General features: G+C 63.6%; 21 protein-coding genes, 1 tRNA gene and 1 pseudogene. 8 read left to right on the top strand and 15 right to left on the bottom strand.

The window, feature by feature from the left end; translation table 11 throughout:
- Window positions 1–86: 86 nt before the first annotated feature.
- The 5 genes from QA649_RS41045 to rpmH form a co-directional block, all read right to left on the bottom strand.
- Window positions 87–449, bottom strand: coding sequence for a DUF423 domain-containing protein (locus QA649_RS41045; RefSeq protein ID WP_283022126.1), 363 nt, complete (start codon window positions 447–449; stop codon window positions 87–89).
- A 2-nt stretch (window positions 450–451) separates the two neighbouring features.
- Complete coding sequence (yihA, locus tag QA649_RS41040; RefSeq protein ID WP_283022125.1) at window positions 452–1,105, bottom strand: ribosome biogenesis GTP-binding protein YihA/YsxC; 654 nt, start codon at window positions 1,103–1,105, stop codon at window positions 452–454.
- A gap of 109 nt (window positions 1,106–1,214) precedes the next feature.
- A complete protein-coding gene (gene yidC / locus QA649_RS41035) occupies window positions 1,215–3,065 on the bottom strand; it encodes a membrane protein insertase YidC (protein WP_283022124.1) in 1,851 nt (616 codons plus the stop codon).
- Between the two features lie 16 nt (window positions 3,066–3,081).
- Window positions 3,082–3,492: a ribonuclease P protein component gene (gene rnpA, locus QA649_RS41030; protein ID WP_283022123.1), complete on the bottom strand. Its 411-nt coding sequence runs from the start codon at window positions 3,490–3,492 to the stop codon at window positions 3,082–3,084.
- 27 nt (window positions 3,493–3,519) lie between these two features.
- A complete protein-coding gene (rpmH, locus tag QA649_RS41025) occupies window positions 3,520–3,654 on the bottom strand; it encodes a 50S ribosomal protein L34 (RefSeq protein ID WP_008542748.1) in 135 nt (44 codons plus the stop codon).
- Window positions 3,655–4,018: 364 nt separating this feature from the next.
- On the opposite strand from rpmH, the gene QA649_RS41020 reads away from it, so the two are divergent.
- Window positions 4,019–5,518, top strand: a complete 1,500-nt coding sequence (locus QA649_RS41020) for a HAMP domain-containing sensor histidine kinase (RefSeq protein WP_283022122.1) — start codon at window positions 4,019–4,021, stop codon at window positions 5,516–5,518.
- Between the two features lie 263 nt (window positions 5,519–5,781).
- Window positions 5,782–5,858, top strand: a tRNA-Arg gene (locus QA649_RS41015).
- Window positions 5,859–6,075: 217 nt separating this feature from the next.
- Here QA649_RS41015 and QA649_RS41010 read toward each other — a convergent pair.
- The 4 genes from QA649_RS41010 to QA649_RS40990 form a co-directional block, all read right to left on the bottom strand.
- A complete protein-coding gene (locus tag QA649_RS41010; protein WP_283022121.1) occupies window positions 6,076–6,489 on the bottom strand; it encodes a Rap1a/Tai family immunity protein in 414 nt (137 codons plus the stop codon).
- Between the two features lie 422 nt (window positions 6,490–6,911).
- The gene (locus tag QA649_RS41005) at window positions 6,912–7,622 is read right to left on the bottom strand and encodes a hypothetical protein (protein WP_283026213.1); all 711 of its coding nucleotides are present in this window, start codon (window positions 7,620–7,622) and stop codon (window positions 6,912–6,914) included.
- 491 nt (window positions 7,623–8,113) lie between these two features.
- Window positions 8,114–8,698 carry a protein-S-isoprenylcysteine O-methyltransferase gene (locus QA649_RS40995; RefSeq protein ID WP_283022119.1) on the bottom strand — a complete coding sequence of 195 codons (585 nt, stop codon included), beginning with the start codon at window positions 8,696–8,698 and terminating at the stop codon, window positions 8,114–8,116.
- Between the two features lie 5 nt (window positions 8,699–8,703).
- Window positions 8,704–9,936: a hypothetical protein gene (locus tag QA649_RS40990; RefSeq protein WP_283022118.1), complete on the bottom strand. Its 1,233-nt coding sequence runs from the start codon at window positions 9,934–9,936 to the stop codon at window positions 8,704–8,706.
- 193 nt (window positions 9,937–10,129) lie between these two features.
- Between QA649_RS40990 and QA649_RS40985 the strand changes: the two genes are divergently transcribed.
- Entirely contained in the window at window positions 10,130–10,852 is a 723-nt protein-coding gene (locus QA649_RS40985) for an SGNH/GDSL hydrolase family protein (protein ID WP_283022117.1), read from the top strand.
- Window positions 10,853–11,033: 181 nt separating this feature from the next.
- Window positions 11,034–11,294, top strand: coding sequence for a hypothetical protein (locus QA649_RS40980; protein ID WP_283022116.1), 261 nt, complete (start codon window positions 11,034–11,036; stop codon window positions 11,292–11,294).
- A 237-nt stretch (window positions 11,295–11,531) separates the two neighbouring features.
- On the opposite strand, the gene QA649_RS40975 is transcribed toward QA649_RS40980, so the two are convergent.
- The 4 genes and pseudogenes from QA649_RS40975 to QA649_RS43035 form a co-directional block, all read right to left on the bottom strand.
- On the bottom strand, window positions 11,532–11,852 hold the full coding sequence (locus tag QA649_RS40975; RefSeq protein ID WP_283022115.1) for a hypothetical protein: 321 nt from the start codon (window positions 11,850–11,852) through the stop codon (window positions 11,532–11,534).
- Window positions 11,853–11,901: 49 nt separating this feature from the next.
- Window positions 11,902–16,725: an NAD-glutamate dehydrogenase gene (locus QA649_RS40970; RefSeq protein WP_283026212.1), complete on the bottom strand. Its 4,824-nt coding sequence runs from the start codon at window positions 16,723–16,725 to the stop codon at window positions 11,902–11,904.
- 461 nt (window positions 16,726–17,186) lie between these two features.
- On the bottom strand, window positions 17,187–19,484 hold the full coding sequence (locus QA649_RS40965) for an MHYT domain-containing protein (RefSeq protein WP_283022114.1): 2,298 nt from the start codon (window positions 19,482–19,484) through the stop codon (window positions 17,187–17,189).
- A 190-nt stretch (window positions 19,485–19,674) separates the two neighbouring features.
- Window positions 19,675–19,793, bottom strand: a pseudogene (locus QA649_RS43035) (TetR/AcrR family transcriptional regulator); the annotation flags it as partial.
- A 309-nt stretch (window positions 19,794–20,102) separates the two neighbouring features.
- Between QA649_RS43035 and QA649_RS40960 the strand changes: the two are divergent.
- Both QA649_RS40960 and QA649_RS40955 read left to right on the top strand, forming a co-directional pair.
- Window positions 20,103–20,885, top strand: a complete 783-nt coding sequence (locus QA649_RS40960; protein WP_283022113.1) for an alpha/beta hydrolase — start codon at window positions 20,103–20,105, stop codon at window positions 20,883–20,885.
- Between the two features lie 115 nt (window positions 20,886–21,000).
- Window positions 21,001–21,903 carry a hypothetical protein gene (locus tag QA649_RS40955; protein ID WP_283022112.1) on the top strand — a complete coding sequence of 301 codons (903 nt, stop codon included), beginning with the start codon at window positions 21,001–21,003 and terminating at the stop codon, window positions 21,901–21,903.
- 48 nt (window positions 21,904–21,951) lie between these two features.
- Here QA649_RS40955 and QA649_RS40950 read toward each other — a convergent pair whose 3' ends face one another.
- Window positions 21,952–22,305 carry a hypothetical protein gene (locus QA649_RS40950; protein ID WP_283022111.1) on the bottom strand — a complete coding sequence of 118 codons (354 nt, stop codon included), beginning with the start codon at window positions 22,303–22,305 and terminating at the stop codon, window positions 21,952–21,954.
- Window positions 22,306–22,363: 58 nt separating this feature from the next.
- Complete coding sequence (locus QA649_RS40945; RefSeq protein WP_283022110.1) at window positions 22,364–23,149, bottom strand: helix-turn-helix domain-containing protein; 786 nt, start codon at window positions 23,147–23,149, stop codon at window positions 22,364–22,366.
- Between the two features lie 215 nt (window positions 23,150–23,364).
- Between QA649_RS40945 and QA649_RS40940 the strand changes: the two genes are divergently transcribed.
- Complete coding sequence (locus QA649_RS40940) at window positions 23,365–24,156, top strand: enoyl-CoA hydratase/isomerase family protein (RefSeq protein ID WP_283022109.1); 792 nt, start codon at window positions 23,365–23,367, stop codon at window positions 24,154–24,156.
- A 3-nt stretch (window positions 24,157–24,159) separates the two neighbouring features.
- Window positions 24,160–26,247: an acetate--CoA ligase family protein gene (locus QA649_RS40935; RefSeq protein ID WP_283022108.1), complete on the top strand. Its 2,088-nt coding sequence runs from the start codon at window positions 24,160–24,162 to the stop codon at window positions 26,245–26,247.
- Window positions 26,248–26,268: the final 21 nt, after the last annotated feature.

The following is a 26,268-nucleotide window of genomic DNA, read 5'->3' as shown; positions in this document are numbered from 1 at the left end:
TGGAGAGATCACCCCACCCCGGCTCACATTTCGCTGCGCTCAATATGAGCCGACCCTCCCCCTCCAGGGGAGGGTAAGAGAGAGCGCTACTTCCGCGCCACCACCGCTGCGAGCGTCACCGCCAGCCAGCTCGCAATCATCACCGTTCCGCCGGTCGGTGCCGCCATGGGAAACAGCGAATGCCCGGCATATTGCCGCAAGGTCAGGTCGCCCGCGAACAGCGCGGCACCGATCACGAAGCCGCATGCTGCAGCGAGCCCAATTCCGCCGTGCAGAAGCCCGCGCGTGAGCAACCCAATCACCGCAAGTATGGCAGTTGCATGAAACAGCAGCATGGCGCTGGCGGCGGCGAGCCGGCTGGCGTCAGCGCCGTGGGCGGAGGCGGCGGCGAGCGCTACGCCGGCGGCGCCCATCAAGCCGGCAAGCCCGATCAGGGGGCGGTGCGCCATGATCACGAGGTCCGCTCTTCCAGCAGCTTCGCCATCGCGGCGCGCAAGCTCTCCATGCCGGTCGAGCTGCGCGAGGAGGTCGCCAGCACGTTCGGGAACGCGGCCGGATGTTTGGCCAGCGCCGTCTCGGTCTCGGCGATGCGCGATTGCAGCTCTGACGCCTTCACCTGGTCGGCCTTGGTCAGCACGATCTGGTAGCTGACGGCGGAGCGGTCGAGCGTTTTCAGAATCTCCAGATCGACGTCCTTGAGGCCATGCCGCGCGTCGATCAGCACGTAGACGCGCGCGAGCGAGGCGCGTCCCAGCAGGAATTTGTGGATCAGCTCGGTCCAGGACGCCACCTGGCTCTTCGGCGCCTTGGCATAGCCATAGCCGGGCATGTCGACGAGGCGCAGGTCCTTCTTCCCAGGGACCTCGAAGAAGATCAGCTCCTGGGTGCGGCCGGGCGTATGCGAGGTGCGCGCCAGCGCGTTGCGCCCGGTGAGCGCGTTGATCAGGCTGGACTTGCCGACATTGGAGCGGCCGGCAAAGGCGATCTCGAGCCCGTCCATCGGCGGCAGTGTCTGGATCGAGGGCGAGGCCCAGATGAACTGCCAGTCGCGTGCGAACAGCTTGCGCCCGGCCTCGATCAGCTTCGCATCTTTGTCGTCGGTCATGCGAAGCTCGCTGTTTCCCCGCGTCATTGCGAGCGAAGCGAAGCAATCCAGAAATGCATCCGCGGAGGAATTCTGGATTGCTTCGTCGCTTCGCTCCTCGCAATGACGATTACGTCGCCTTCTTCGCGAACGTCGCCTTGAGATTGTCGAACAGCTCCACCTTCACGCCGTTGCGGCGCATGATGTAGCTCTGCTGGATCACCGAGAGCAGGTTGTTCCAGGCCCAGTAGATCACGAGGCCCGCCGGGAAGCCCGCCAGCATGAAGGTGAAGATCAGCGGCATCCAGTTGAAGATGATCTGCTGCGTCGGATCCGGCGGCGTCGGGTTCAGCTTCATCTGGAACCACATCGTGATGCCCATGATGATCGGCCAGATGCCGAGCGCGAGGTAATGGCCGAATACCGGAATCGTGGTCGGATCGAACGGGATCAGCCCGAACAGATTGAAGAGGTTGGTCGGATCCGGCGCCGAGAGATCCTTGATCCAGCCGTAGAACGGCGCGTGCCGCATCTCGATGGTGACGAACAGCACCTTGTAGAGCGAGAAGAACACCGGGATCTGGATCACCACGGGAAGACAGCCGGCGACCGGGTTGATCTTCTCCTTGCGGTAGATCTCCATCATCTCCTGCTGCTGCTTCACCTTGTCGTCGGGATAGCGCTCCTTGAGCGCCTGCAGCTGCGGCTGGATCGACTTCATCTTCGCCATCGAGGCGTAGGATTTGTTCGCCAGCGGGAAGAACAACAGCTTCACGATCACGGTCACGAGCAGGATCGAGACGCCGAAATTGCCGAAGAAGCGGTAGAAGAAGTCGAGGCCGAGGAACATCGGCTTGGTGATGAAGTAGAACCAGCCCCAGTCGATCAGCAAGTCGAAATGGTTGAGGCCGAGCTCCTTGTTGTAGCCGCCGAGGCCGGCGAACGGGAACACGCCGACCACGCCGGCTTCCTTGGCGCCGGCGAACAGCCGCGCGTTCGCCGTCGCGGTGCCGCCGATCGCGACGGTGACGGGGTCGAGCAGATAGTCGGTCTGGTAGGTGTGGAGGTTGCCGGACGGGTTCGACGAGAAGCGCGCCTGCAACTGCGCATTGGTATCGGGCAGCAGCGCCGAGGCCCAGTACTTGTCGGTGATGCCGAGCCAGCCATTGGTGACCTTGAAGTCCACCTTCTTGGCTTCGTCGATCTTCTTGTAGGCGTATTCCTGCAGGCCCTGGTCGCCGAGATAACCGATCAGGCCTTCATGCAGGATGTAGTAGCCCGAGACTTGCGGCGCGCCGTGGCGCGAGATCAGCGCGAACGGATAGAGCGTGACCGGCGCGTTGCCGACATTGCTCACCTCGTCCTTGATGGTGAAGAGATAGTGGTCGTCGACCGCAATGGTGCGGCGGAAGGTGAGGCCGTCGCCATTGTCCCATTTCAGCACCACGGGCGTCGTCGGCGTCAGGCTGCCGCTGCCGTCCTGCTGCCAGACGGTCTGGGCATCCGGCATCTTCGCCGTCACGCCCGTCGCCGCTACCCAGCCGAACTCGGCGTAATAGGGCTCCGCCGTGCCCGAGGGCGAATAGAGGATGATCGGCGGCGATTTCGGGTCGACCGTTTCGCGGAATTGCACCAGCGCGATGTCGTCGATGCGGCCGCCCTTGAGCGAGATGCTGCCGGCGATCCGCGGGGTGTCGATCTTGACGCGCGGGCCGGCCGCGATCGCGGTCTCGCGGGCAACGACCGGCTGGGCCTGCTGGCTCGCGCCCGGCGTCGACGGCTGCGCGGCGCCGCCCGCCTGCGGCGTCGAGCCCGGCGTCGCGGACGCAGTCGGCTGCGGCGTGGTCTTCTGGAGCTCGGCCTGCGCCTGCTGCTGGGCGCGCTGCTTCTCCATCTGCGGCACGTTGTAGAAATATTGCCAGGCGATCAGGACGAGGCCCGACAGAATGACGGCGAGGATGGTATTGCGATTGTCGGTCATCTCTAATGTCTCGTCATCAATCCGGTTTGCGGCTGGCAGGGGCAGCGCCCGGCTTTTCGCCGCGCCCCTTAGCAGATCCCTTGGGCGCAGATCCCTTGGCCGTATGCCGCGCGGGCTTCGAGAAAGCTATGCGCAGATCGTCGAGCATGGTGGCGAAGTCGCGCGAGAGCGCGTCCCTTCGGCCGACCAAGACATAGTCATGATGGGGCTGCATCGACACCGGATCGAGCCGCTTCACCAATTCGCGAAGCCGGCGCCGGATGCGATTGCGCTCGGGGGCGTTGCCGTTCTTTTTGGTGACGGTGAAACCGACCCGGATCGGGCCAAGATCGTCGCGGCGGCGGCTTTGCAGGACAAACGCGGGACTATTCGCCCGCGCGCCATTGGCAACGGCGAGGAAATCCGCCCGCTGCCTCAGCCGATCCATGATGAAATCCCAAAAAGGGGGTCCGGCTCAGGCGCTCAGACGCTTGCGGCCGCGGGCGCGGCGGGCGGCGAGAACCTTGCGGCCGCCGGCAGTGGCGAGGCGGGCACGGAAGCCGTGACGGCGCTTGCGCACCAGTTTGCTGGGTTGATAAGTCCGCTTCACGGGTTTTTCTCCGCTGACCGGGCAATTTGCCTGTAGAATTGATGGTAAAGTCCGGAAGATGCGGCCCAAAACGGGCCCTTTTCGGCCCCAAGAGAGCCGCTCCCGGCGTCACACCGGGTCATCGCGGACAATTCGCGCGGCTTATAAGGGAGCGTCTTGTCTTCGTCAACGCCGCACAAGCGCACGATTCCGGTGAATATCACTGTTTGTGCGGGGTTTTTAACCCGTGAGGTAGCGACTCGCCCTATCAGCACCTACATCCCACCTCGGCATATTAGCGATCCGTAATTTGACCGGGCCGGGGGCGGGCCGCATCCTTCATCCGCCAGATCGTTCACCGGGCAAATCAGCGAGGGCGAATTTCGTGGCAGAGACAGACCTCCGGCCGATCCAGGATACGGATCAGCAGGACCCGCCCGCGGCGCGGCCGCGTGGGCCTGCGGGGCTTGGGCTGTCGGGCAAGCTGCTGCTGCTGACCGTCCCCCTGGTGATGATCGCCGCGATCCTGCTCTACGTGCCTGCCATCGCCAACTTCTGGGTCAACCGGCTCAACGACCGTGTCGCGGCCGCCAACACGGCGGCGCTGGTGCTCGACGCTGCGCCCCTCGGCATGGTCCCCGATTCGCTCTCGCGCGAAATCCTGAAGAGCATCAATGCCCGCGCCGTCGCCATCAAGATGGGCCAGCAGCGCCGGCTGCTCGCCAGCGACAATCTGCCTGCTACGATCGGGCACGACGTCGACCTGCGCGACATGACCGTGTGGGAGGCGATCACCGGCTCCTTCCAGATGATGCTGGAGACCGGCAACCAGGCCATTCGCGTCGTCGGCCCCGGCGTCGGCAACGCCCAGTTCGTCGAGATCGTGACCGACGAATTGCCGCTGCGGCAGGCGATGTACCGATTCTCCCGCAATGTCGTCGTGGTCGCGCTGATCATCGGGGTCCTGACCGCGGGCCTCGTCTATCTCGCCCTCCATTATCTCTTCGTGCGGCCGATGCGGCGGCTGACCGCGAGCCTGGTCGGCTTCCACGAGAACCCGGAAAGCTCGGCGGGAATCATCGTGCCGAGCCAGCGCAGCGACGAGATCGGCGTCGCCGAGCGCGAATTGTCGGACATGCAGCGCGACCTGATGTCGATGCTGAATCAGAAGAGCCGGCTCGCCGCGCTCGGCCTCGCAGTGTCCAAGATCAACCACGATTTGCGCAACCTGCTGGCCTCGGCCCAGCTCCTGTCGGATCAGCTCGCCAGCGTGCCCGACCCGCGCGTGCAGCGCTTTGCGCCAAAGCTCGTGCGCTCGCTCGAGCGCGCCATCGCCTTCTGCCAGTCGACACTGTCCTATGGCCGTGCCCAGGAGGCCGCGCCCGATCGCCGCATGATCCTGATCGAGCCTGTGGTGCTGGAGGTGCGTGAGACCGCCGGCCTTGCCAGCGACGCTTCGATCGCCTGGGTTGCCGCGATCGAGCGCGGGCTCGCGGTCGATGCCGATCCCGACCAGCTGTTCCGTGTGCTGCTCAACCTCGTCCGCAACGCCGCCCAGGCGCTGGAAAGCCACGCGACCGGCGATGGCGGGGCGCAGCAGATCCGGATCACCGGAAAGCGCGAGGGCGCCGTCGCCATCCTGGAGGTCTCCGACACCGGTCCCGGCGTGCCCCAGAAGACCAGGGAGCACCTGTTCGAGGCCTTCCAGACCTCCGGCCGCCCCGGCGGCAGCGGGCTGGGCCTTGCCATCGCCGCCGAGCTCGTCCGCGCCCATGGCGGCGACATCCATCTCGTCGAAGGCACCATCGGCGCCACCTTCCGGATCGTCATCCCCGACCGCCCCGTGGAACTCCTCTCCATCCGCAACGAGCGGCAGAGGGCGTAGGTCGGCCAGAGGCCGAGCCAACCGTCATTCCGGGGCGGCGCAAAGCGCCGAACCCGGAATCCAGAGGTTTTAGGCACGAGATTCCGGTTCTCGCTTCGCGAGCCCCGGAATGACCGGAGGCAAACCGTCATCTCCCTGCAAAATCTCCTCATCCCGGAGCTTGCCAATCGGGACAAGAGCGGTTAGTCAGAGCGCTCTTTCGCACCCCCTCCGGCTCCGCCGGGGGCTGCGTGCGGGCCATGCCCGCACTATCAGCGAAAAACGCGCCCGTAGCTCAGCTGGATAGAGCATCAGACTACGAATCTGAGGGTCGGACGTTCGAATCGTTCCGGGCGCGCCACTTCCTTTCTTAAGATCGATAAGTTGCATCTGTCCCCATCCCCTCGATCTATTTTGCGAGGCGATCGTGCAAGCACGATGCAAGCTGGCGGTCGAATTTCGAGCCTTCGGAGGTCATTCCCCAGATTTGTTCACCGTGAGGTCTTCTCTTCGTGACCCGAAACTGAATTGAGTGAATGTGTCCCGCCGTCCCTGGAGCCCCCCCAATCACGCAGGCGTCATTGGTCTGATTTTTTCGGCGCGCGCTTTTTAGGTCTCGGGCCGCCGGCATCGTCCCCACGGCAAGGCCAAGCATCTCTGAGCGCCTCGAGAGCAAGGGTAATCCCCGGTTCACTTAGTCGATCGGGATTGTTGTCGATGTATTGAAGAAGGACCTTGGCGCTTTCCAGGGCACTGCCTTGCGCGGGGGGGCATGCACGCACCCCGGCAGGCAGATTTGGTGAAAAGAGCATCGCCGTTTCGATCATTCCCTCACATGCGCCGGCGATCCGGGCTTCGTCCTGGTCACGAAACGATTTCTGGACAAGTAGCCTGCAGGATCTCTGCACGTCGGTTCCTTTGTCGACGACCGTGCCGCTGACCCTTCCAACGAGCATGAGGGCGAGGCCGGCAAGAATGATGTAGATCCGCATTAACGTCCCCCTTGCGCGAAACTTTGATGGACTACGGACAGGTTCTGGCGAGCGTCCGTCAACCTGCAGCCTGCGCGAGTCGCATTGATCGCTTGACATCGAGGCACGGCAACAACCACCTGTCGGGGACCTCGTTTTCCACGACCAGCGCCAGAGATTCTAGGATCGCGGCGTTGCGGTCATTGTCCAAGCGAAACGTTTCGTCTTGGCTGCGCCAAACGACTCGTCGGCACGCATCGCGATCGCCGTGATCGCGGCACGTGCGCATCGTGGATCTTTCGCGACGAATCCCCCGACTGATCGACGGTTGTTTGGCCGCCTTGGACGGTAACACCGCGCTGCACATTCTCGGGATGACGACGCTCGCCAAATTCGTGCAAATCGCTGATCAAGGAAGCTGGATGAGCTCAATACTGAGGGCCCTAGCCTCGCGCGGGTTCGAGCTGCACCGTTTTCCGTCCCCCGTTCAGCTCTCTGAGTCGGTTTACGTATTCCTCAGGCTTCAGCAAATGAAACGGAGCGTTGAGGCCCATGAAAGTCGCTATGCGTCCGATGAAAGCAGTGCAGTTCGTCGTTGCCGCATTCCATAGCGGCGAAGTTTCCTGCTGGCGCTTTATATAAGCGAACACCCTCTTGGCATCGGCCTCATTCAAGTAGACGCGATAGCTGGCCGTCAGATATTGCTCGTCAAGATCACCATAGCTCGCGCCCGTCTCAGAGGGGACAAATATGATGTGTCCCAAGATGTACGGCACTTCGTCGCCGGCCGGAGCTAGGCCAGCGACCTCGACCTGCTTTTCGCTCGTCTTTCCGTACCAGATGAATGCATGACCGTACGTTGCTGCCGTGCGGGCACGAAAATCAACGTAGTAGGGACCTGTCGTGGCAGCTCTTCGAGCTGGCTTCACAACTGCTGGCTTCACGTCTGACGTGGCCGGCGCGGCACCCGTGACAGCAGCCATGCTCCCCGCATGCCTCGTCGCCGAATTGAGCAGAGGGTCCCGCTGCTGCTGATCAGGACGCGCCGTCAGTGGTTGTGCGCTACTGATCCCGGCCCCCAAGCCCACGAAGGCCGCCAGTATGGCGGCCTTCGCAAAGAGCTCCAGACCCGGATATTTCCGAATCAGTCCCACCATCTTCGAATCCTCTTGGATCAAAGATCCGATGCAAAGGTATGTACCTACCCCAGGCGAATCCCCATCGGCGTTCGCCTGGACAGTCAGATCAACCTTTGGTCACCACCGGGGACGCCACCGGGTATTTGCCCACCGGGCTCTTACCGACAGGGTATTTGCCGACCGGGTATTTGCCAACCGGCGCCGGGGCAGCAGCAACCGGCTGAGGCCGCGGCAGGTCCGCAGCAACTGCGGTCCCAACGAACGCCAAAGAAGCGATACCGAGGATTGCGAATTTCAACATCTTGTCCCCACATGATTGGAGTAGCTTGGAATTCACCTGACACGCATAGAAATAACCAGAGGCGAGTCAGAACGGCAATGACCAGACCGAGGCTTCAGCATCCCCGATAGTCCTTTTTTGTCGTATGTTGCGGAAATGGCACGCAAAAATTGAGGTATCCGGTTCCATGTCGGTTCCGTGGTCTCACAAGAGTGTCGGGGCCCCTTCAGAGTATCCACGGGAAGACCCGATCGGTCCGCGCCATGTACTCGCGATAGCTGTCGCCAAACGTCTGCAGCATCATTCGCTCTTCTCTCGCGACGCGGCCAAAGAACAAAATCCCGAAGCCGGCGAGGCCCGCGAAACCGGCAATCCAATTAGGCAGCAGCAATGCCTGGGCGATAGCCCACAGCCAAAATGCGGAATACATCGGGTGTCGAACTTTCCGGTAAATCCCTTCGGTCACGAGTTCATGGTTCTCGCGCACGTCGAGACTTATCGACCAGTTCCGGCCGAGTGCACGGTGAGTCAGGTGAAACACGCTCAAAGCCGCAATCGCAACGAGAGACCCCAGCCAAGCCAGCGAGGGATAGAAGCTGTGATCTGCGAAATGAGGTATTCCCGTCGCGACGTAGACGAGCGGAACAAGTCCAAGGCCCGAAAGAGATATGAGCAGGAGCGCGGTTTCCAGGGGGCCGCGAGCGCTCTGCACAATCCTCGCACGGCGGGAGCGCCGCGCGTACTTATAGCGTATGAGGTACCAGCCGATCGCCAATGCCACGAAAATGATTTTCGAAATGGTGGGCGTCATTTGAATTAGGCTGCCGCGCCCGGACGACTTGGCAGTTCGCCTTCCGACAGGGGCGCGCTCGCAATTAGTCCTCCGTCGTCAGCAATCATCGGCACGGCGCCATCCGGGGCAAGCGTCTGCAATTTGGCCGAAATAGGTCCGCATGTGAGCATGAAGTAATCGTACGATGCTCGCTTATCATTTCCACTGACGAACTGGCCGTGCAAGCGGAAGAAATTGAGCCTGATGCGTCGATAAATATGGTCGTCGAGCATGCGGCTGAATCTCACGACCCTGACGGTCGCTTCGTTTTCCGTCGACAAGCCCATTTCGGCCATCGGCCGGCTTTTGTAAAAGTTCAGCGGGTCGACGAGGGCCTGATAGTCGCCCCAGAAGATCGCGCGCGACTTGGCGACGCGTTCCATCGTCGCGCGAAAGCGCGTGGCCTTCGGGTGCAGGCCGACCTTGAGTATGGATGATCCAACGCTCAAGAACGTGACGGGAATTTGGTTCCGACCGGGGTCAGGGTCCTGCTTCAAGGCGCGGTCAAGTAGATCAACCGCAAGTACGGCGCCAAGACTGTGCCCAATGACCAAAATTTCGTCTGCGGCGGAATTGCTGGCCGCAGCCACGAGCTCGGTGGCCACCCTCTCTAGCCTTTGCTCGATTTCCGAATTGCCGAATCGAATATACTCACGAGAAAAAATCCAATCGTCGAACAGGTCGCCCAGGTGCAGCCAGCGCCACGGACCCGCCAAGACGGCTGCGACTCCGAAGAGGCCGCCAGCAGCAGCAACGGGAATTGATCCGGTGATTTTGAACGCAAGCAAGCCAATCAAGATGGCGGCCGCCATGAGCAGTCCGAACATGACGAATGGATAGAGAAAAAAAAGTGCGTAACGCCAATTGATCTGCAGGTAACGCCAAAGAGTTCCGGCCAAAACGAAATCCAGAAGCGTAAGAATGCCGACGGAGATGCGTGAGCCATTGCTTCGATCCCCGAAGGTCTCAATTACGTCGTGCCATCGGACCAGGCGGTAATCGGTTTCGACCAGCCAATCGGGGCCGGTTGTCGTTACATTCCATCGAATCTCATCGGCGGTATCATGCAAACCGTCAACGGTCGCTTTCACTGACCATGTACGCTGGAACCTGGCAATTTCGCGCACAAAGCGTCGCTGCGCGTCAACATGCGACGTGATTGGATCATAGCCGCCGATATGGAACACTAATCGCTTCGCTACAGGTTTTCCGGACATGGTCCTTACCCGCGACAATCCGCGGATTCATCGTGTTGCTGCCCGCGCGTCAATCGACCTGTAATCAGACGACAGAACGTTTGACGCCAAGGGTTGTCAAGACAGAATCGACCAGTTATTGGGGAATATGTGTCGATTTATGGCCATGCACGTAATCCGAGCCGCTCGAACAATAGTGTCGATCGGTGCTGCCATGATTGTCGGATTGTCCGGCACGGCACCCTCTCAAGCGCAGGATGAGATATCCTCTGCCGAGAAATGTCTTTCAGCAAATTTCAACGCCTCGCTGGGGGCGCAATTGCCCCGCACGGCGTCGCGTTTGAAATCTGGTGAGCCGCTAAAGATTGTGGCGATTGGATCATCGTCGACGGTGGGACTCTGGGTGCTTAGGTCCGCGGCCACATATCCGGAGGTGATGCGCCGAGAACTGTCGAGACTTAGATCGAACGCCGCGATCGAGGTCATCAACAGCGGTCGAGTCGGCGACACGATCCCGAACAACGTCGCGCGTTTCGAACGTGACGTATTCGCGCACGCGCCTGATCTTGTTATCTGGCAATTGGGCACCAATGACGTCGCTTGGGGGGGGCGGCCAGACGAAGGCCTCAAGAGGAGCGTTCTTGAAGGGGTCAGGGCACTTAAGGCGGGGTCTGCCGATGTTGTGCTGATGGATCTGCAGTATGCGCCGCAGGTGCTCGCTTCCGCCAGCTATTCAACGATGGAGGCCATCATCGCGGATGTCGCGAAGCAGGAACGGGTCGGGTTGTTCTCTCGTTTTGCGTTGATGCGAAATTCGATCAGCGCCGGAGTCGCGCAAAGCGCGCTTGTAACATGGGACGGGTTACACAACACCGCCGATGGTTATGATTGCATTGGACGAGCCCTTGCCCGAGCCGTCTCAGCGAGTGCGCGTTGAGAGATCCCGGCGCAGACGAATCCAAGGCGGGCTTCACATGAGTTTGGGCACCGGCCCGGGACGGCGGCGCCGAGCAGGCAGATGCCCGCGAACGCGAACAAAGACGGATTTTCCTCGACAATCGCCGTAGCTCTCGCAGCGGTGACAGCATTTCGCACCAGCGCTGTCAGGAGGTGCGCTCATGTCCTATTATGCCAGCCAACTTATTGACCTGTTACTGGTGCTCTTCGCCGCGTGGATGGTGCCGGCCACCATTTTTATCATCTACGCCTATTTCGCGGGTCTTAAGAATCCGGTCAGCGAATCGGTATTTGGACGTGTGATCATCATTTCCTTGTTCGTCATAACCACGTCGATTTGGCTCCCGGCCATTTTGGCCGCCATAGTCCTGTCGCTGATCGGTCATTTGTGGTCCCGCTTCACGTTAAAACCACGCAAATAGCTGGATATTGCTGGAGGCAAAAGGTGGAGTCGAATTGGAGGGCGCGTCAGCAGAAATAGAAAAGGGACGTAAAGCTGCCCGCATTTCTCCTGGTTATGACGATGGCTGCAACCAATATTATCGCAGTCGCCGGGCTGCAGAGCGGCGACCGCAATTTCCAATCGTTCCGGGCGCGCCATTTCCGCTTCGCTTGCGATGCCGCCAGTCAATTGTGGCCTTTGCTGCGCTTCCCTTGGCTTACGGGATCCCTGCCGCGACGTTGGGCCGGTTCTGCTTGAGCCAGGCGACGGCCTCGGGTCCATCGACGACGCACGCGAAGGTTTCCCAGGTTGGATCCTCCAGGGATTCCAATTGCAGTCGCTTCGCCGCATACTCGACGAGGTCGTGCAAGCCTTCGTATCCTCGTCGGCGCTCGAGGGACTCCGCAATCGCCGTGCTGGTCCATCCTCGCTGGGCCAAATCGATGATGCTCGGAGCATCAGCCTCGCTGAACCACGGCGTGGCATCGAACTCGATGCAGCGGACATTGTCGGCGGTATGGCAAGTGGCGTGGATCATTGGATTCCTCCGTCCTCATTGCACGTCTCGCATCGCTGCTCGCACGCCCTCAGGCTTTGACCAGGTCCCCCAGCAGGTTCGCCGCCACCATCAGCTTGGCGAGCGTCAGGCCGCCGGCGGCAATCTCCTCGACGGTACGGCGGATGCGCGTCGCCTCGGGATGAGCTGCAAGCCAGGTCTCCGCCGCCTGCTGACCGGATTGGCCGATGGTCAGCATATCTGCGGCCAGGCGTCTTTCGGCAGCCGCGATCAGGTCGACGGCGCGGTCGATGGCGAGGCGCTCGAAATGATCGCTTGCCGGCACGTTGCGCGCAGCGGCGGTGATGCGGTCGAGACGGAAATTGGCCTCGGCGGCAAAGAACGTCGCGGCGGCATCGCCGATGCTGCGGCTGGTGCGCTCGGCGACCGTCACGATATCGGGCGCCGAGACCAGGGCGTCGAGGTCGGCCAGGTCGCCGGCGAGGCCGGTCGGGACGCCGGCATCGATCAGGTCCTGCCGGCGCTTGCTGCGCGCGGCCTGCAGGTCCGGTGGCAGGGCGTTGTCGAGCGAGGCTGCGACCTCGCGGACGGCAGGACCAAACCGGGCGATCACTGCACTGAGACCGTCCTTGAAATCGACATTGCGCACGTACCAGACCATGCGGGAGAGCAGGAGATCCTGAATCGCCGCGTAGAGGCCGAGCTGCAACTGTCCGTCGATGAGGGTGTCGAGCGCGTCGATCCCGTCATTGAGCCGCCTGAGCTCGTAGATCGCGTCCACCGCCACCTGGGCCATGACGATGGTCGAGATATCGGCGTCGGTCTCGTCGGTCAGGCGCACGATGCAGGCCGGGCCCCCGCGGTTGATCACGGCATTGACGAGACTGGTCGCGATGATCTCGCGTCGGAGGCGATGGAGCTCGACCGCGGCCGGGAATTTGTCGGGAACCTCGCGCGGAAAATACAGGGACAGTCTGCGGGCGAGATAGGGATCATCAGGCACGCCGGTTTCGAGCAGGTCGCTGTAGAGTGTCAGCTTGGCATAGGCGAGCAACACGGCAAGCTCGGGCCGTGTCAGGGCTTGGCCGCGTCGTGTGCGGTCGGCGATCGCGGCGTCGTCAGGCAGGAATTCGACGGCGCGGCTGAGCAGGCTGCGTTGCTCGAGCGACTGCATCAGGCGGGTGAGGAAGCCGGTCTCGGCCATGCCCTTGCGTTCGGCGAGCGAGAGCGCCAGCGTCTGCAGATAGTTGTTGCGCAGGACCAGCGTGCCGACTTCGCCGGTCATCGCGGCAAGCAGGGTGTTGCGGTCAGCCGGGCTGAGGCGTCCCTCGCGCTCGGGGCGCGCCAATGCGATCTTGATGTTGACCTCGAGGTCGGACGTATTCACGCCGGCCGAATTGTCGATCGCGTCGGTGTTGAGCTTGACGCCCTTCTGCGCAGCTTCGATGCGCCCGCGCTGGGTGACGCCGAGATTGGCACCTTCGCCGATCACCCTGGCGCGAACGTCGGTCCCGGTGATGCGGATCGGATCGTTGGCGCGGTCGCCGGCCTGATCGTCGCTTTCCGAGGAGGAGCGGATATAGGTGCCGATGCCGCCGAACCACAACAGGTCCGCGCGCGCTTTCAGGATCGCCGTCATCACCTCGAAGGGCGTGGCCTGCTCCTTGTCGAGATCGAGCAGGGTGCGCACTTCCGGCGCGAGCGGGATCGCCTTGAGCGCGCGCGAGAACACGCCGCCGCCCTGCGAGATCAGCGATTTGTCGTAGTCCTGCCAGCTCGATCGCGGCAGGTCGAACAGGCGTTTGCGCTCGGCGAAGCTGATCGCCGGGTCGGGGGAGGGATCGATGAAAATGTCGCGGTGATCGAACGCCGCAACGAGCTTCGTCGCCGGCGAGAGCAGCATGCCGTTGCCGAAGACGTCGCCGGACATGTCGCCGACGCCGACCACGGTGAAAGGCGTGGTCTGAATGTCGGTGCCGAGCTCGCGGAAGTGGCGCTTGACCGCCTCCCAGGCGCCGCGCGCCGTGATTCCCATCTTCTTGTGGTCGTAGCCCTGGCTGCCGCCGGAGGCGAAGGCATCGCCGAGCCAATGGTTCTTCTCGGCCGAGATCGCGTTGGCGACGTCGGAGAAGGTGGCGGTGCCCTTGTCGGCGGCGACGACCAGATAGGGATCGTCGCCGTCATGCCGCACGGTCAAGTCGGGCGGCACCACAATGTCGCCGTCGAGATTGTCGGTGAGTTCGAGCAGCGAGCGCACGAAGATGCGATAGGCTTCGGTACCCTCCGCGAGCCACGCCTCGCGATCGGAGGGCGGCGGCAGGCGCTTGGGCACGAAGCCGCCCTTGGCGCCGACCGGCACGATCACGGCGTTCTTGACTTGCTGCGCTTTCACGAGGCCGAGGATCTCGGTGCGGAAATCCTGCGGCCGATCGGACCAGCGCAAGCCACCGCGCGCAACCTTTCCGAAGCGCAGGTGAATGCCTTCGACACGCGGTGAATAGACGAAAATCTCGTAGAGCGGTCGGGGAGGGGGCAGATCCTCGATCTTGCGCGCGTCGAACTTGAAGGAGATCACCGGTCGCGGATGTCCGTCCGGGCCGATCTGCCACCAATTGGTGCGGATGGTCGACTGCACCAGATTGGTGAAACGGCGCAGGATGCGGTCTTCATCGAGCGAGGCGACGGATTTGAGCTGCTCCTCGATCTCGGCAAGGAGAGTTATTTCGCGCGCCGAACGCTCGCGATCGGTCAGGACGAGGCGCGGATCGCGGCGGGCCTGGAACAGCGCGACGAGGTTGGCCGTGATCGCGGCGTTCTTGCGCAAGGTCTCCCACATATAGTCCTGGGTGAACGGTGCGCGGATCTGGTGCAGATAGCGCGACAGCGCCCGGATGGTCGAGATTTCCCGCCAGCCCAGGGCCGTGCGCAGGATCAAGGCATTGTACCCGTCGGATTCGGCGCGATCGGTGACCACCGCCATGATCGAGGCCTCCAGGCGATGGCTGAAGTCCCGGCTGATCTCGATCGGCTGGCCGTCGCTGGTCTCGATCGTCATGTCGTGCAGCCAGACCGGCTCGGGCCTGTTGCCGGGCACGATCTGATAGGTGCGTTCGTTGACCACGCGCAGGCCGTGATTTTCGATCACCGGCACGCGGTAGGACAGCGACAGCGGCGCGGCATCCGAAAACACCCTGAGGCCGAAGCGCCTGGGATCATCCTCCTCGAAGCGGTGAACCGAAATCGTCACCGGGCGGGCCGGCGTGAGCTTCTCGACAGTGGCGATATCGGCGACCGCCTGTTCTGCCGTGGAAGCCTCGGTATAGCCGCCGCTGAAGGCCTGGGCGTAGCGATTTGCGAGCATGCGCGCCCGCATGCCGTCGGTCGACGCCGCCAGGGCGGCCTTCAGCTTGTCGGCCCAGGTCGCGGCAATGGCGCTGATCCCGGCTTCCAGCGTGGCGCGCTCGACGGCGGGAGTCTTACCTTCATAGCGTCCGATGATGTAGTGGACGCGCGCCAATGCTCCTTCGGGGAAGGACACGTAGGAGGCCGACAGTGCCCCCTTGTAGCTCTGCGACAGGAAGGCGCCGACGCGCATGCGCACGTCGGTGTCGTATTTGTCGCGCGGAATGAAAACGAGGATGGAAACGAAGCGATCGAACTTGTCGACCCGCGCCAGCGCCCGGACGCGGGGGCGCTCATAGAGGATCAGGATCTCCATGACGAAATCGAAGAGGGTATCGACGTCGATCTGGAATAGTTCGTCGCGCGGATATTCCTCGAGAATATGCTGGAGAGCCTTGCCGGAATGGCTGTTCGGGTCGAAGCCGGCGCGCTGGAGCACGCGCGATACCTTGTGGCGAACATAGGGGATCTGTCGTGCCGAGCGCGTATAGGCACCCGAGGTGAACAGGCCGACGACTCGCAATTCACCCTCGAGCCGGCCGTCGGGCGTATAGAGCTTGATGCCGACATAATCCATCCGGATGCGGCGATGAACGCGGCTGCTCACATTGGCCTTGATGACGATGAGCAGGGTCGGCTCGCGCATGAACTCGCGAATCTCCGGCGTCATCACCACCATTTCGCTGCCGCGGCGCAGGACCTTCACATCGGGATCGCGGAGGATACCGAGGCCCTCGGCGGTCGTGATGTCGTCCGACGCATCGCGGCCGGGCGAGAAGCGATATTCGCGCACGCCGAGAAAGGTGAAATTGTCCGCGCACAGCCATTGCAGGAACTGGTTGGCCTCGGCGACCTCGTCGATCGGCAGCGGCGGCGGATTGGACGAGAACGTCTTGACCGCGTCCTCGACGCGGTCGCGCATGGCGCGCCAGTCCGCGACGCAGGCGCGCACGTCGCTCAACGTCCTGGTGAGGCCGTCGATCAGCCTCTCGCGGTCCGCGTCGGCGTCCAGGCGGGTGATGTGGAGGTGAATCAGGCTCTCTCGCGCGCCCTTTGCCCCTTCCGGCAGTGCCTCGCCGTAGAAACGCAGGAGCTTGCCCTGGTCATCGCGCTCCACCGCAATGATGGGGTGAGCGACGAGAGTGACTTCGATGCCCTGCTCGGTGAGCTCCGCCATGGTGGAATCGAACAGGAAGGGCATGTTGTCGTTGAGGATCTCGAGCACGGAGATCTCGCGCCCGTCCGGCATCAGCGGATTGACGACGCGGATATCGGCACGCCCCGCCGTGCGCCGCTGCACATGCTCCCAGGCTTGCTCCGCCAGGAAGGCAAGCGAGGAGGCATCGTGACTGGCGAGATCCTCGACATTGGTGAAGGCGAACAGAAGCTCGGCAAAGCTGCCGGGGGCCTTGCCCGGCTGCACGCTTCCTGCTGCTTCGCGGATCAGAGTTGCCCGGGCCTTGTCGTCACGCCAAGCCATAGCGTCCTCCATCTCCCAGCCGACGAGCCGCAATGACGGTCGGGCATTGCTCTTGGAGTGCGCCTCTTCGAGCGCATCTTCTTGACCGCGTTTCAATCGCCTCGGTGAAATCTTCGGTCCTGCGGCTTCGACCATACTAGCATTCCGCAGCCGTCATGGCGCGCAGAGTTATGAGGCGCGCGTAGGGCCGAAGTCGGCGGCGAACACCGCTGCGCCGTGAGCACTTGCAAAATCACAAGGGGTTTCAATTGTGTAGGAGCTCGTGGCAGGACGTCATAGGCGCCCTTGCGCAAAGAGGCTGCATCCAAATTCATTTTCTGCAAGTTTGGGCTGTGATGTAAGTTGATGCAACTATCATCGTGCTCCTCGCCAGAAAGCCAAATCCGATCGTCGCATCTGGTCCGGAGTCCGCAACATGATCTGATCATGCCGCTGCCGGCCCGTGTGTTGGTGCGCCATTCATCATCAGGCGATCAAGCGCTCTTCGGCCGAAACGCGACGACGGATCCGGCCGGCTCTTCCTCGCCCATCGCCGCCTCGATGGCCTTGGCAAGTGCGGCCTGGTCGAACGGCTTTGCCAGGCGCGGCAGGCTGGATCGCGTATCGCTCGGGAGGTCCGCGTATCCTGTGCTGAGGAGGATGACGGTCTCCGGGCGCTCTGCAGCGATGGCGCCGGCAAGCTGCAGGCCGGTCATGCCGGGCATGGCATAGTCGGTCACGACCAGGTCGATGGTGCGCGTGCGGCGGAGCAAAGCCAGTGCCTCGTCGCCGGAACGCGCCTCGACCACGATGTGCCCGAGATCCTCCAGCATCGCTGCCGTGTTCTCGAGCACCAGGAGGTCGTCGTCGACGACGAGCACGGAAAGCTGCCGGCTGGGCCGCGCTACGGCTGCCGGAGCCGCCGTGCGCAGGTCCGGCACCGCGGTCTCCTCGGCGGCGATCGGCAGCCAGATGTCGGCCGTCGTGCCCTCTCCGGGGCGGCTCTTCAAGACGAGCCTGCCGCCGGACTGCTCGGCAAGTCCGTGGACCATCGACAGGCCGAGCCCGGTGCCTTTGCCGACGCCCTTGGTCGTGAAGAACGGCTCCTGGGCGTGCTTGAGTATCTCGTCGCTCATGCCGCAGCCCGTGTCGCTCACCGAGAGCGCGACATAGCCGCCGCACGAAAGGCCGCCTTCGCCCTGCTCCTCGCGCGCGGCGATGGTGATCTGGCCGCCGTCCGGCATCGCATCGCGCGCGTTGACCGCCAGGTTGAGGATCGCCAGTTCGAGCTGGTTCGCGTCGACCTTCACCTTCGGCAGGTGCATCGGGAACCGCGTCTCGACAGCAATTCCGGCCTCGAATTTCAGCAATGACGCCATGCCGCGCACCAACTCGCGGACGTCGACGACCGCCGGCCTGAGATCCTGCTTGCGCGCGAAAGCGAGCATGCGCTGGGTCAGGGAGGCGCCGCGCACCGCGCCTTGCATCGCGTTCTCCACCAGGCGCAGGATCTTCGGATCGTCCGTCGGCAGGCGCTTCTTCAGAAGCTCGAGGCTGCCGAGAACGGCCGCGAGCAGGTTGTTGAAGTCGTGGGCCACGCCGCCGGTGAGCTGGCCGATGGTCTCCATCTTCTGCGACATCATGAGGGCTTCGCGCGCGCGATCCAGCGCTTCCTGCGCCCGTCTCCGTTCGCTGACGTCGCGCACGATCTTCGCAAAGCCGGCGATCGCGCCGCTTTCGTTCCGGACCGCGACGATCGTTGCCTCCGCCCAGAAGCGGCTGCTGTCCTTGCGCACCCGCCAGCCTTCGATGGCGGACTTCCCCTCCCGCTCGGCTTCAACGAGCGCGCGCGCGGGCGCCCCGGCCACGCAATCTTCCTCGGTGTGAAAAATGGTGTAGCTCGTCCCGACGATGTCGTCGCCATAGCCCATCAGCCGGCGCGCGCCGAGATTCCAGTTGCCCACGCGCCCGTCCGGATCGAGCATGAAGATCGCGTGGTCCGCGATACCTTCGACGAGCAGCCGGAAGCGTTCCTCGCTGCGCCTCAGTGCGGCGGCCTCGCGTTGGGCGCGCTCCGCCGATGCCCTGTCATAGACGGCAGCCGCGATGCCGATGCTCAGGATCACGATGGTGATGCCGGCGAGCAGGAACGCGAGCGGCGCCTGACCGACGCCGAGATGTCCTGCCGGTCGTGCCATGGCGCTCGTCGGCAGGAACATGGCGCCTTCCATCGCGGCGTAGTGCATGCCGGAGATCGCAAGGCCCATCACCAGGCCGGCGAACAGCCGCTGGACCGCGTTGGTGTTGCGAAAGGCGAGCCAGAGCGCCACGATCGAGGCGCTGATCGCGATCAGGATCGAGAGCACGACCCATCGGGGATCGTATTGGAGGAGGGCCGCCATCCGCATCGCGGCCATGCCGGTATAGTGCATGCCGGAGATGCCAAGTCCCATCGCGAAGCCGGATGCGAGCAGCGCCTGCGGGCGCCGTCCGACAACGGCAAAGGCGGCCGCGGCGATGACGATCGGAATGACAAGTGAGAGCAGCGTCAGGAATGGATCGTACGAGATCTCGATTCCAGGCAGGCTGAAGGCCAGCATGCCGACGAAATGCATCGACCAGATGCCGCCGCCCATGGCGATCGCCGCGGCGACCAGCCAGGATCGGCGGGCCCTTCCCGAAGCAGCTCGCATTCGGGTCGCCAGGTCCAGCGCCGTATAGGAGGCAAGGGCCGCGATCAGAATCGACAACGCGACCAGAACGGGATCGTGAGAAGCCGCATGATGATGCATTTCGGCCAACGCTAGCCGAAGTTGCGTTCGGGCTTACGCATGAGGTCCTCCCCCAATACCGAAATCGTCCGCGGCACCAAGATGGGCGCCGCAGGCGTCCACGACGTTCGAATCGGCTGCCATGGTGCACGCAATCCTGCGGTGCCGCCACTCTCACGGTGTCATCGTCCCGGCCCGCGGGAACCATCCGTTATGCCGGCAGCAGACCGGCCGCGCGGTAGCTGTCGATCAAGGCGTCGTAGAGCGAGAGCTCCGAGAGCTCCGCGCAAGGAGCTGGGCGCCGGCGATGGCGGCGAAGATCGCGCGTGCGCCGCTCGCTCTTGTCGGAACCGCCCGGCCAGCGCATCTTCTTGACCGCGTTTCAATCGCCTTGGCGGAATCTACGGTCTTGCGGCTTCGGCGATATTAGCATTCCGCAGCCGTCATGGCGCGGGGAGTTGTGAGGCGCGCTTTGGGGGGCGCAAGATCGGTGCCGACGACCATCGTGCCGTTGGGTGCCCTGCAAAATGATGAGGAATTTCAAGTGTGTATGAGTTCGTGATTTTGTTCTGAATGGCGCGCCATTGTCAGTCTCATGGCCGCGTCCGGCCCGCGTGTCGGTGAATATGGAGATGACCCATGAAACTCGCGCATGACGGCATCCAGCTGTCCTTCGACATCGCCGGGGCGGGACCGCTTCAATTCCTGTTCGTCCATGGCCTGGGCGGGGATCGCACGCATTTTGCGCCGCAGATGGAATATTTCGCCCGTCAAGGTCGGGCGTTGAATGCCGAGCTGCGGGGGCATGGCGAGAGCGACAAGCCGCAACAGACGTATTCGATCGAAGGCTTCGCCGACGATCTCGTCTTTCTGTGCAACCGACAGCAGATCACAAAGCCGGTCATCGTGGGTCAAAGCATGGGCGGCAACATGGCGCTCGAAATCGCCGCCCGCTATCCGGAGTTTCCTGCAGGCCTGGTGCTGCTCGATTCAGGGGTGCTCTTCCCTGCCTCGGCAGGGACGGTGTTTACAGGGTATCTGGAGGGCTTGAAGGGTGCGGATTTTGCGGACGAGGTGCGGAAAATCGTGGCGGACTCCTGTCTGCCGACCGACAGATGCCGCGCCCATGTCGAACAGACCTTTCTGGCGACGCCACAGCACGTGCTGGTGTCCACGTTTACAAGTCTGTTCCCCTGGGATGTGCATCGGGCGCGTGAGTGCGCGCAGGCGTGCCGGGTCCCGGTGCTCTACATCGAAGCGGCCCATCGGCTCGCGGATCTGGATCGTTTTGCGGCGCTGTGCCCGCAACTGGTCACGGCCAAAGCCGTCGGCTCCGGGCATTTCCTGTCGCTCGAGGTGCCGGAGCAGATCAACCCGATGATCGACCGGTTTATCTCGCTCTACGTGCGAAGACCCGGGTAAGCTTCGTCGCGGCGGGATAGCCGTGCGCGGACCCGCAAGATTCATCATAGTGCCACGGCGAAAGAGTAGTGCCATCATCGACCGTGGCGCGCCATTTGCGGTAGTAAGTACTCCCATGCCTCCTATCGATCGCCTGCTCTCCTGCCTCGTCCTGTTCCTTGCATTCGCAGCCGTCCCGGTGCTTCCCGCAGCCGCGGCCGAAACCTGCCCGTTCATCAGCGCCAAGGAGCTCGCCGGCGCGATGCCGGCGCTCAAATGGTCGCTGATTTCAAATCAGGACGGTCGCGGCTGCATCTACCAGGCCGGGCGCGGCGACACGATGATGTTGAGCGTGTTCCGCAATGCCGACAAGGACCGGGCCAGGGAATTGTACGCTACCTTCGTCAAGACGCTCAGTGAGCGCATGCCGCTTAACGCAGTCGCGGGGATCGGCGACGAAGGCCAGGGCGGAACGACCGCCGCCGGCGCAGAGCGCCAGGAGGCCTCGGTCGTCGCCTTGTCCGGCGATTACATTCTGCAGGTCACCGTCTATCCGATCGGCCGGCGTGCCGACGATGCGCTGCTCCGACCGCTCACCGAAGCCGCGCGCGTCGCCATCGCCAGCGTGAGCAAGAGCAGCGAGCGGTTCGGCAATTGCGAGTGGCTCACGGCCGCCGATGCCGACGGCTTTCTCGACAACAGCACACTGACTGTCCAGCGCACCGGCGCGGGCAGCTGCATGATGTTCGATCGCGAGGCCAACACCATGACCGTCGGGGTAATCGACATCTCGCGCAACACCGTCATCGGCATGATGAAACGCGCGGGCCCGTGCCAGCACGTGGCGATCCCCGAACTCGGCAGCGAAGCGTTCGGCGAGCATTCCTGCACCAAGGGCAACGGCAACGCCGTCACCATCTATGTCTGGAAGAACGGCAGGCAGGCCTCGATCCTGTTCGCGCCGGTCAAGCCGCATCCGGAATCCGGCTCGGTCGAGCGCCTGAAGGCGGTCGCCGTGCGCGTCTATGGAAAATTGTAAGGCGCTGTGCGACATGGCGGGCGTCCGCGCCCGTAGCTCAGCTGGTCGCTACCGCACGCGAGTCAGTTCCACGCCATCGACCACCATCTTCCATGTCCCCGCCTCCTGGTGAGGCGGCGTCGATACCGCGAACGTCGTGGACAGGAATGGAATTCCGACGACGAAATTATCGCCCTCGAACCGCCGCAGCGGCGCATTGATCGTTGTCGTGACCTCGCCGACCGCGGTGCCGTCGGTGACGCGCTTGTAGCGCACGGTCCCGTCCTTGGTCAGCTCGACGTCCATCGCTGGTGCGTGCCATTCGCCGACGTAAGCGGCCTTGTCCTCCGGCACCGGCTGTCCGCACGCGGACAGCAGCGGCAGGGCCGCAACGAGAACCACCAGGGAAGGTCGCTTTCTCATATGTCGCTCGACAGCAGCAGGCACCACGGAGACACGCCCCTCTTCGTCGGCCATCGCGTCATTCGGGTTCACGGCCCGCCAGCACCTCCTTGCATTTGGCCGCGAAGGCGTTGAGGTACGAGCCGATTTCGCTTGCCAGCGCATCGGACCGGTCGACATTTTGCAGGCTCATGTTGAGTGCGTAGACCGGAAGGCCCTCCAGCACGATGGGCGTTGCGACGGCGAGAACGGCGGGCTGCCACGACACCGCGCAATAGCCGTCGCGCACGACGGAGGCGATCGATCGCCTGACGTCGGCCAGCAGGGCCTTCGTGGCCGCTGCGCTCCGCCGTTTGAACAGTCTCAGCAACCGCTCGCGCTCGGTCTCTGCAATGCCGGCTAGGTATGCGCGACCGAGCGAGGTCAGCTCCATCGGGACCTGCTGCCCGGCGACCACGTTGCGCAGCGCCGCGCGCGGGCTGTAGCGGATCGACTCCAGATAGACCATCATGGTTCGATCCGCGGTCGCGAGCCCGACGTTCAGCCGGCGCTTGGCCGATTCCGCCCGCATCATCGGGCCGATTGCGTTGAGCACGGGTGATCCCGTCCGCATGGCGTGGCCGATGCTGATGACGGATGCGGCAAGGCGGTAAGCCCGCTCGGCGCGGACTTCGTCGAGCATCCCGGAATTGACCAGCGTCCGTGTCAGCCGGCTGACCGTCGATCGCGGCAAGCCTGTTCGCTCCGCAATCTCGCCATTGCCCAGCGTGTCGACGCCGGGCCGGAACGCCCGGAGGATTTCGATGCCTCTTTCGAGCGAGCGGTTGCCATCGACCCCGCCCGCATATCTGCGCGCCTGCGCCAAACCAGCCTCCTTACGCATTTCCACTAAGTGGAATTAAGGGGATGTTCGGGCGGGTGCAAGCCGCTATAGGCGCCGGAAAGAAGAATGCCTGGCTACGCACGGGCTCGACGAGGAAACGGCAGCGCCTGAAATCGGCATTCGGGAGCCTGCGCGGATTCTTGCGATATCCGCGATGCGTGGCGGTGACCGATCCGACTCCAACCACGGAGCCTGCCATGCCCTATCAGCTCATCGAATTTTCCGTCGAGGCCGGTGTCGCGACCATCGCCTTCAACCGCCCGGAACGGCGTAACGCCATGAGCGACGAGATGCGCTCCGAATTCGCCGGCGCGCTCGAAACCGTGTCGCGCGACAAGGCGATCAAGGCCCTGGTGCTGACGGGGCGCGGCAACGCCTTCTGCGCCGGCGGCGACATCAGCGGCATGAAGCGCCGGCTCGAGGCGCCGCAGGGAGAAGTCGCATTCAACGGCTGGAGCCGGCAGCAGGGCGTGCATCACGTGCAGTCGCTGCTGCTGGGCTTGCCGAAACCGACCATTGCCGCCGTCAACGGCGCCGCGGCCGGCCTCGGTGCCGACACTGCGCTCGCCTGCGACTTCGTCATGGGCACGGAACGATCGAAATTCACCTGGTCCTATATCAAGCGCGGCTTGATACCCGACGGCGGCGGCCTGTATTTCCTGCCGCGCCGGGTCGGGCTTCCCAGGGCAAAGGAGCTGATCTTCACCGGGCGCGTCGTCGAGGCTGATGAAGCGCTCGCGCTCGGCATCGTCGATCGCAAGGTGGCGGCGGCCGAGCTGCTGCCGGCCGCGCAGGCCTGGGCGGCCGAGCTGGCTCAGGGGTCTCCCACCGCGCTGGCGCTGAGCAAGAAGATCCTGAACGAGACGTTCGAGCATTCCGCGCACGACATCTTCAATCTCGGCAGCCAGGCGCAGGCCATCTGCTACACCAGCGCGGAGCATCGCGACGCGGTGACCGCGTTCCTCGCGCAATCCTCATTGAAGGATTGAGCGATGAATGCGATCGAACGCCTGATCCGGCCGCGCAGCATCGCAATCATCGGCGCGTCCGCCGACCCGAGCAAGACGTCGGGGCGGCCGGTGTCCTATCTTAGGAAGCACGGTTTTGCGGGTGCGATCTATCCCGTCAATCCGAAGGTCGGGGAAATCGGCGGTCTTGCCTGCTATCCCGACGTCGCTTCGCTGCCTGATGTGCCCGACGTCGGCCTTGTCCTGCTCGGCGCCGAACGCGCCCATGTCGCGGTGCGCGAATTGTCCGAGCGCGGCGCGGCCGCGGCGATCGTTCTCGCCAGCGGCTTCACCGAAACCGGAGTGGAAGGCGCCGCGCGTCAGCAGCAGCTCATGCAAGCCGCCGGATCCATGCGCCTGCTCGGGCCGAACACGATTGGCCTCGTCAATCTCACCGACAATATCGTGCTGTCGGCCTCTGGCGCGCTGGCGATGGATCATTTCCCTGCAGGCCCGATCGGGCTGGTCTCGCAAAGCGGAGGCATTCTCGGCGCCGTGCTGTCGCGCGCTGCGGCGCGCGGGGTCGGGCTGTCCAAGCTGGTGTCGACCAGCAACGAAGCCGATCTCGAGCTCGCCGATTTCATCGACTTTCTTGCCGACGACGGCGCCACCAGCGTCATCGCGCTCTACATCGAGGCGATCCGCAATCCATCCCGCTTCCGCGAGGCGGCGCTCAGGGCGCGACGCGCCGGCAAACCCATCGTCGCCTTCAAGATCGGGCGATCGGAGGCGGGTGCAAAGGCCGCGGTCTCGCATACGGGGGCGCTTGCGGGCTCAGACCTCATGTATGACGCCTTGTTCAGGCAGCTCGGCGTGATCCGCGCAAAAACGTTCGAGGACCTGCTCGACATTCCCGCAGCCCTTTCGGCGGGACGGAAGCTCTCCGGCAGGCGCGTGGCGATCCTCACCTCGACCGGCGGCGCTGGCACGATCGTGTCCGACAGTCTGGGCATCGCAGGCTTTGCAACGCCCGCCCCCGACGCGGAGACGGCCGCGCAATTGCGCAGCCTCCAGTCGGGATCGCACGCCATGCTCGACCGCAATCCGATCGACGTGACGTTGGCCGGCCTGCAGCCGGATCTGCTTCGCGCCGCCATCCGCATCCTGCTCGCAAGCCCCTCCTACGATGCGCTGGCCGTCATTGCCGGCTCGTCAGCCGTGGGGTCGCCGGCGCTGCTGGCCGACGCCATCCACGACTGCCTCCCGCTCAGCGACAAGCCCGTCATTGCCTATGTAAGTCCCTACGCGCCCGACGTGGTCTCCGTCCTCACCCGGCGAGGCGTCCCGGCCTACACGTCCGCCGAGAGCTGCGCCAATGCGCTCGATGGGCTCTTGCAGGCCGCAATGCCGGAACAGGTCCAGACACCCGGCTCGACCAAGACAGGAGTCGATATCAGCGAATTCCCGGCGGGATCGCTGGACGAGGCGCAGGCCAAGGCGCTGTTCGCCCGCTTTGGTATTCCCATCGCTGCAGAGAAGTCGGTCGCAACGCCCCAAGAAGCGGAGCAGGCGGCGCGCGACCTCAGTGGCCGGGTCGTGCTCAAGATTCTCTCGCGCGAGATCGCGCACAAGAGCGACGTCGGCGGCGTCGCGGTCAATCTGACAGCCGACACGATTGGCGGCCGCCTGACGGCGATGGCCGACGAGGTCGCGCTCAGGACCGGGAAACGGCCCGACCAATTCCTGGTTCAGGAGATGATTTCAGGCGGCGTCGAGATCATTCTCGGCATGCATCGCGATCCCCTGGGCGTAGCTATCCTGCTCGGAATGGGCGGCGTCGCCGCCGAGCTGTTCAAGGACACGACGATGCGTCTGCTTCCTCCGGAAGGCGGTCTCAGCCTCGTCGAGGCGCGCGCAATGGCGCGCGATCTCGTCACCTGGCCGTTGCTGGACGGTTTTCGGGGCCGGCCGAAATGCGATGTCGAGGCGCTCGCAGAAGCGATCGTCGCTTTCTCGCGCATGGTTGCGCAGCTCGGCGACCGCCTCGTCGAGGCCGAGATCAATCCGGTCTTCGTGCTGCCGGCGGGCCAGGGCGTGAAGGCAGCCGACGGATTGGTCGTTCTCAATGTCTGAACAAGATCGGATGGAGCTCCA

It is taken from the genome of Bradyrhizobium sp. CB1717 (assembly GCF_029714325.1).
In the GTDB taxonomy this organism is placed as follows: Bacteria; Pseudomonadota; Alphaproteobacteria; order Rhizobiales; family Xanthobacteraceae; genus Bradyrhizobium.
The sequence above is the reverse complement of the archived record's forward strand: the minus strand, read 5'-3'. Positions and strand labels throughout refer to the sequence as shown.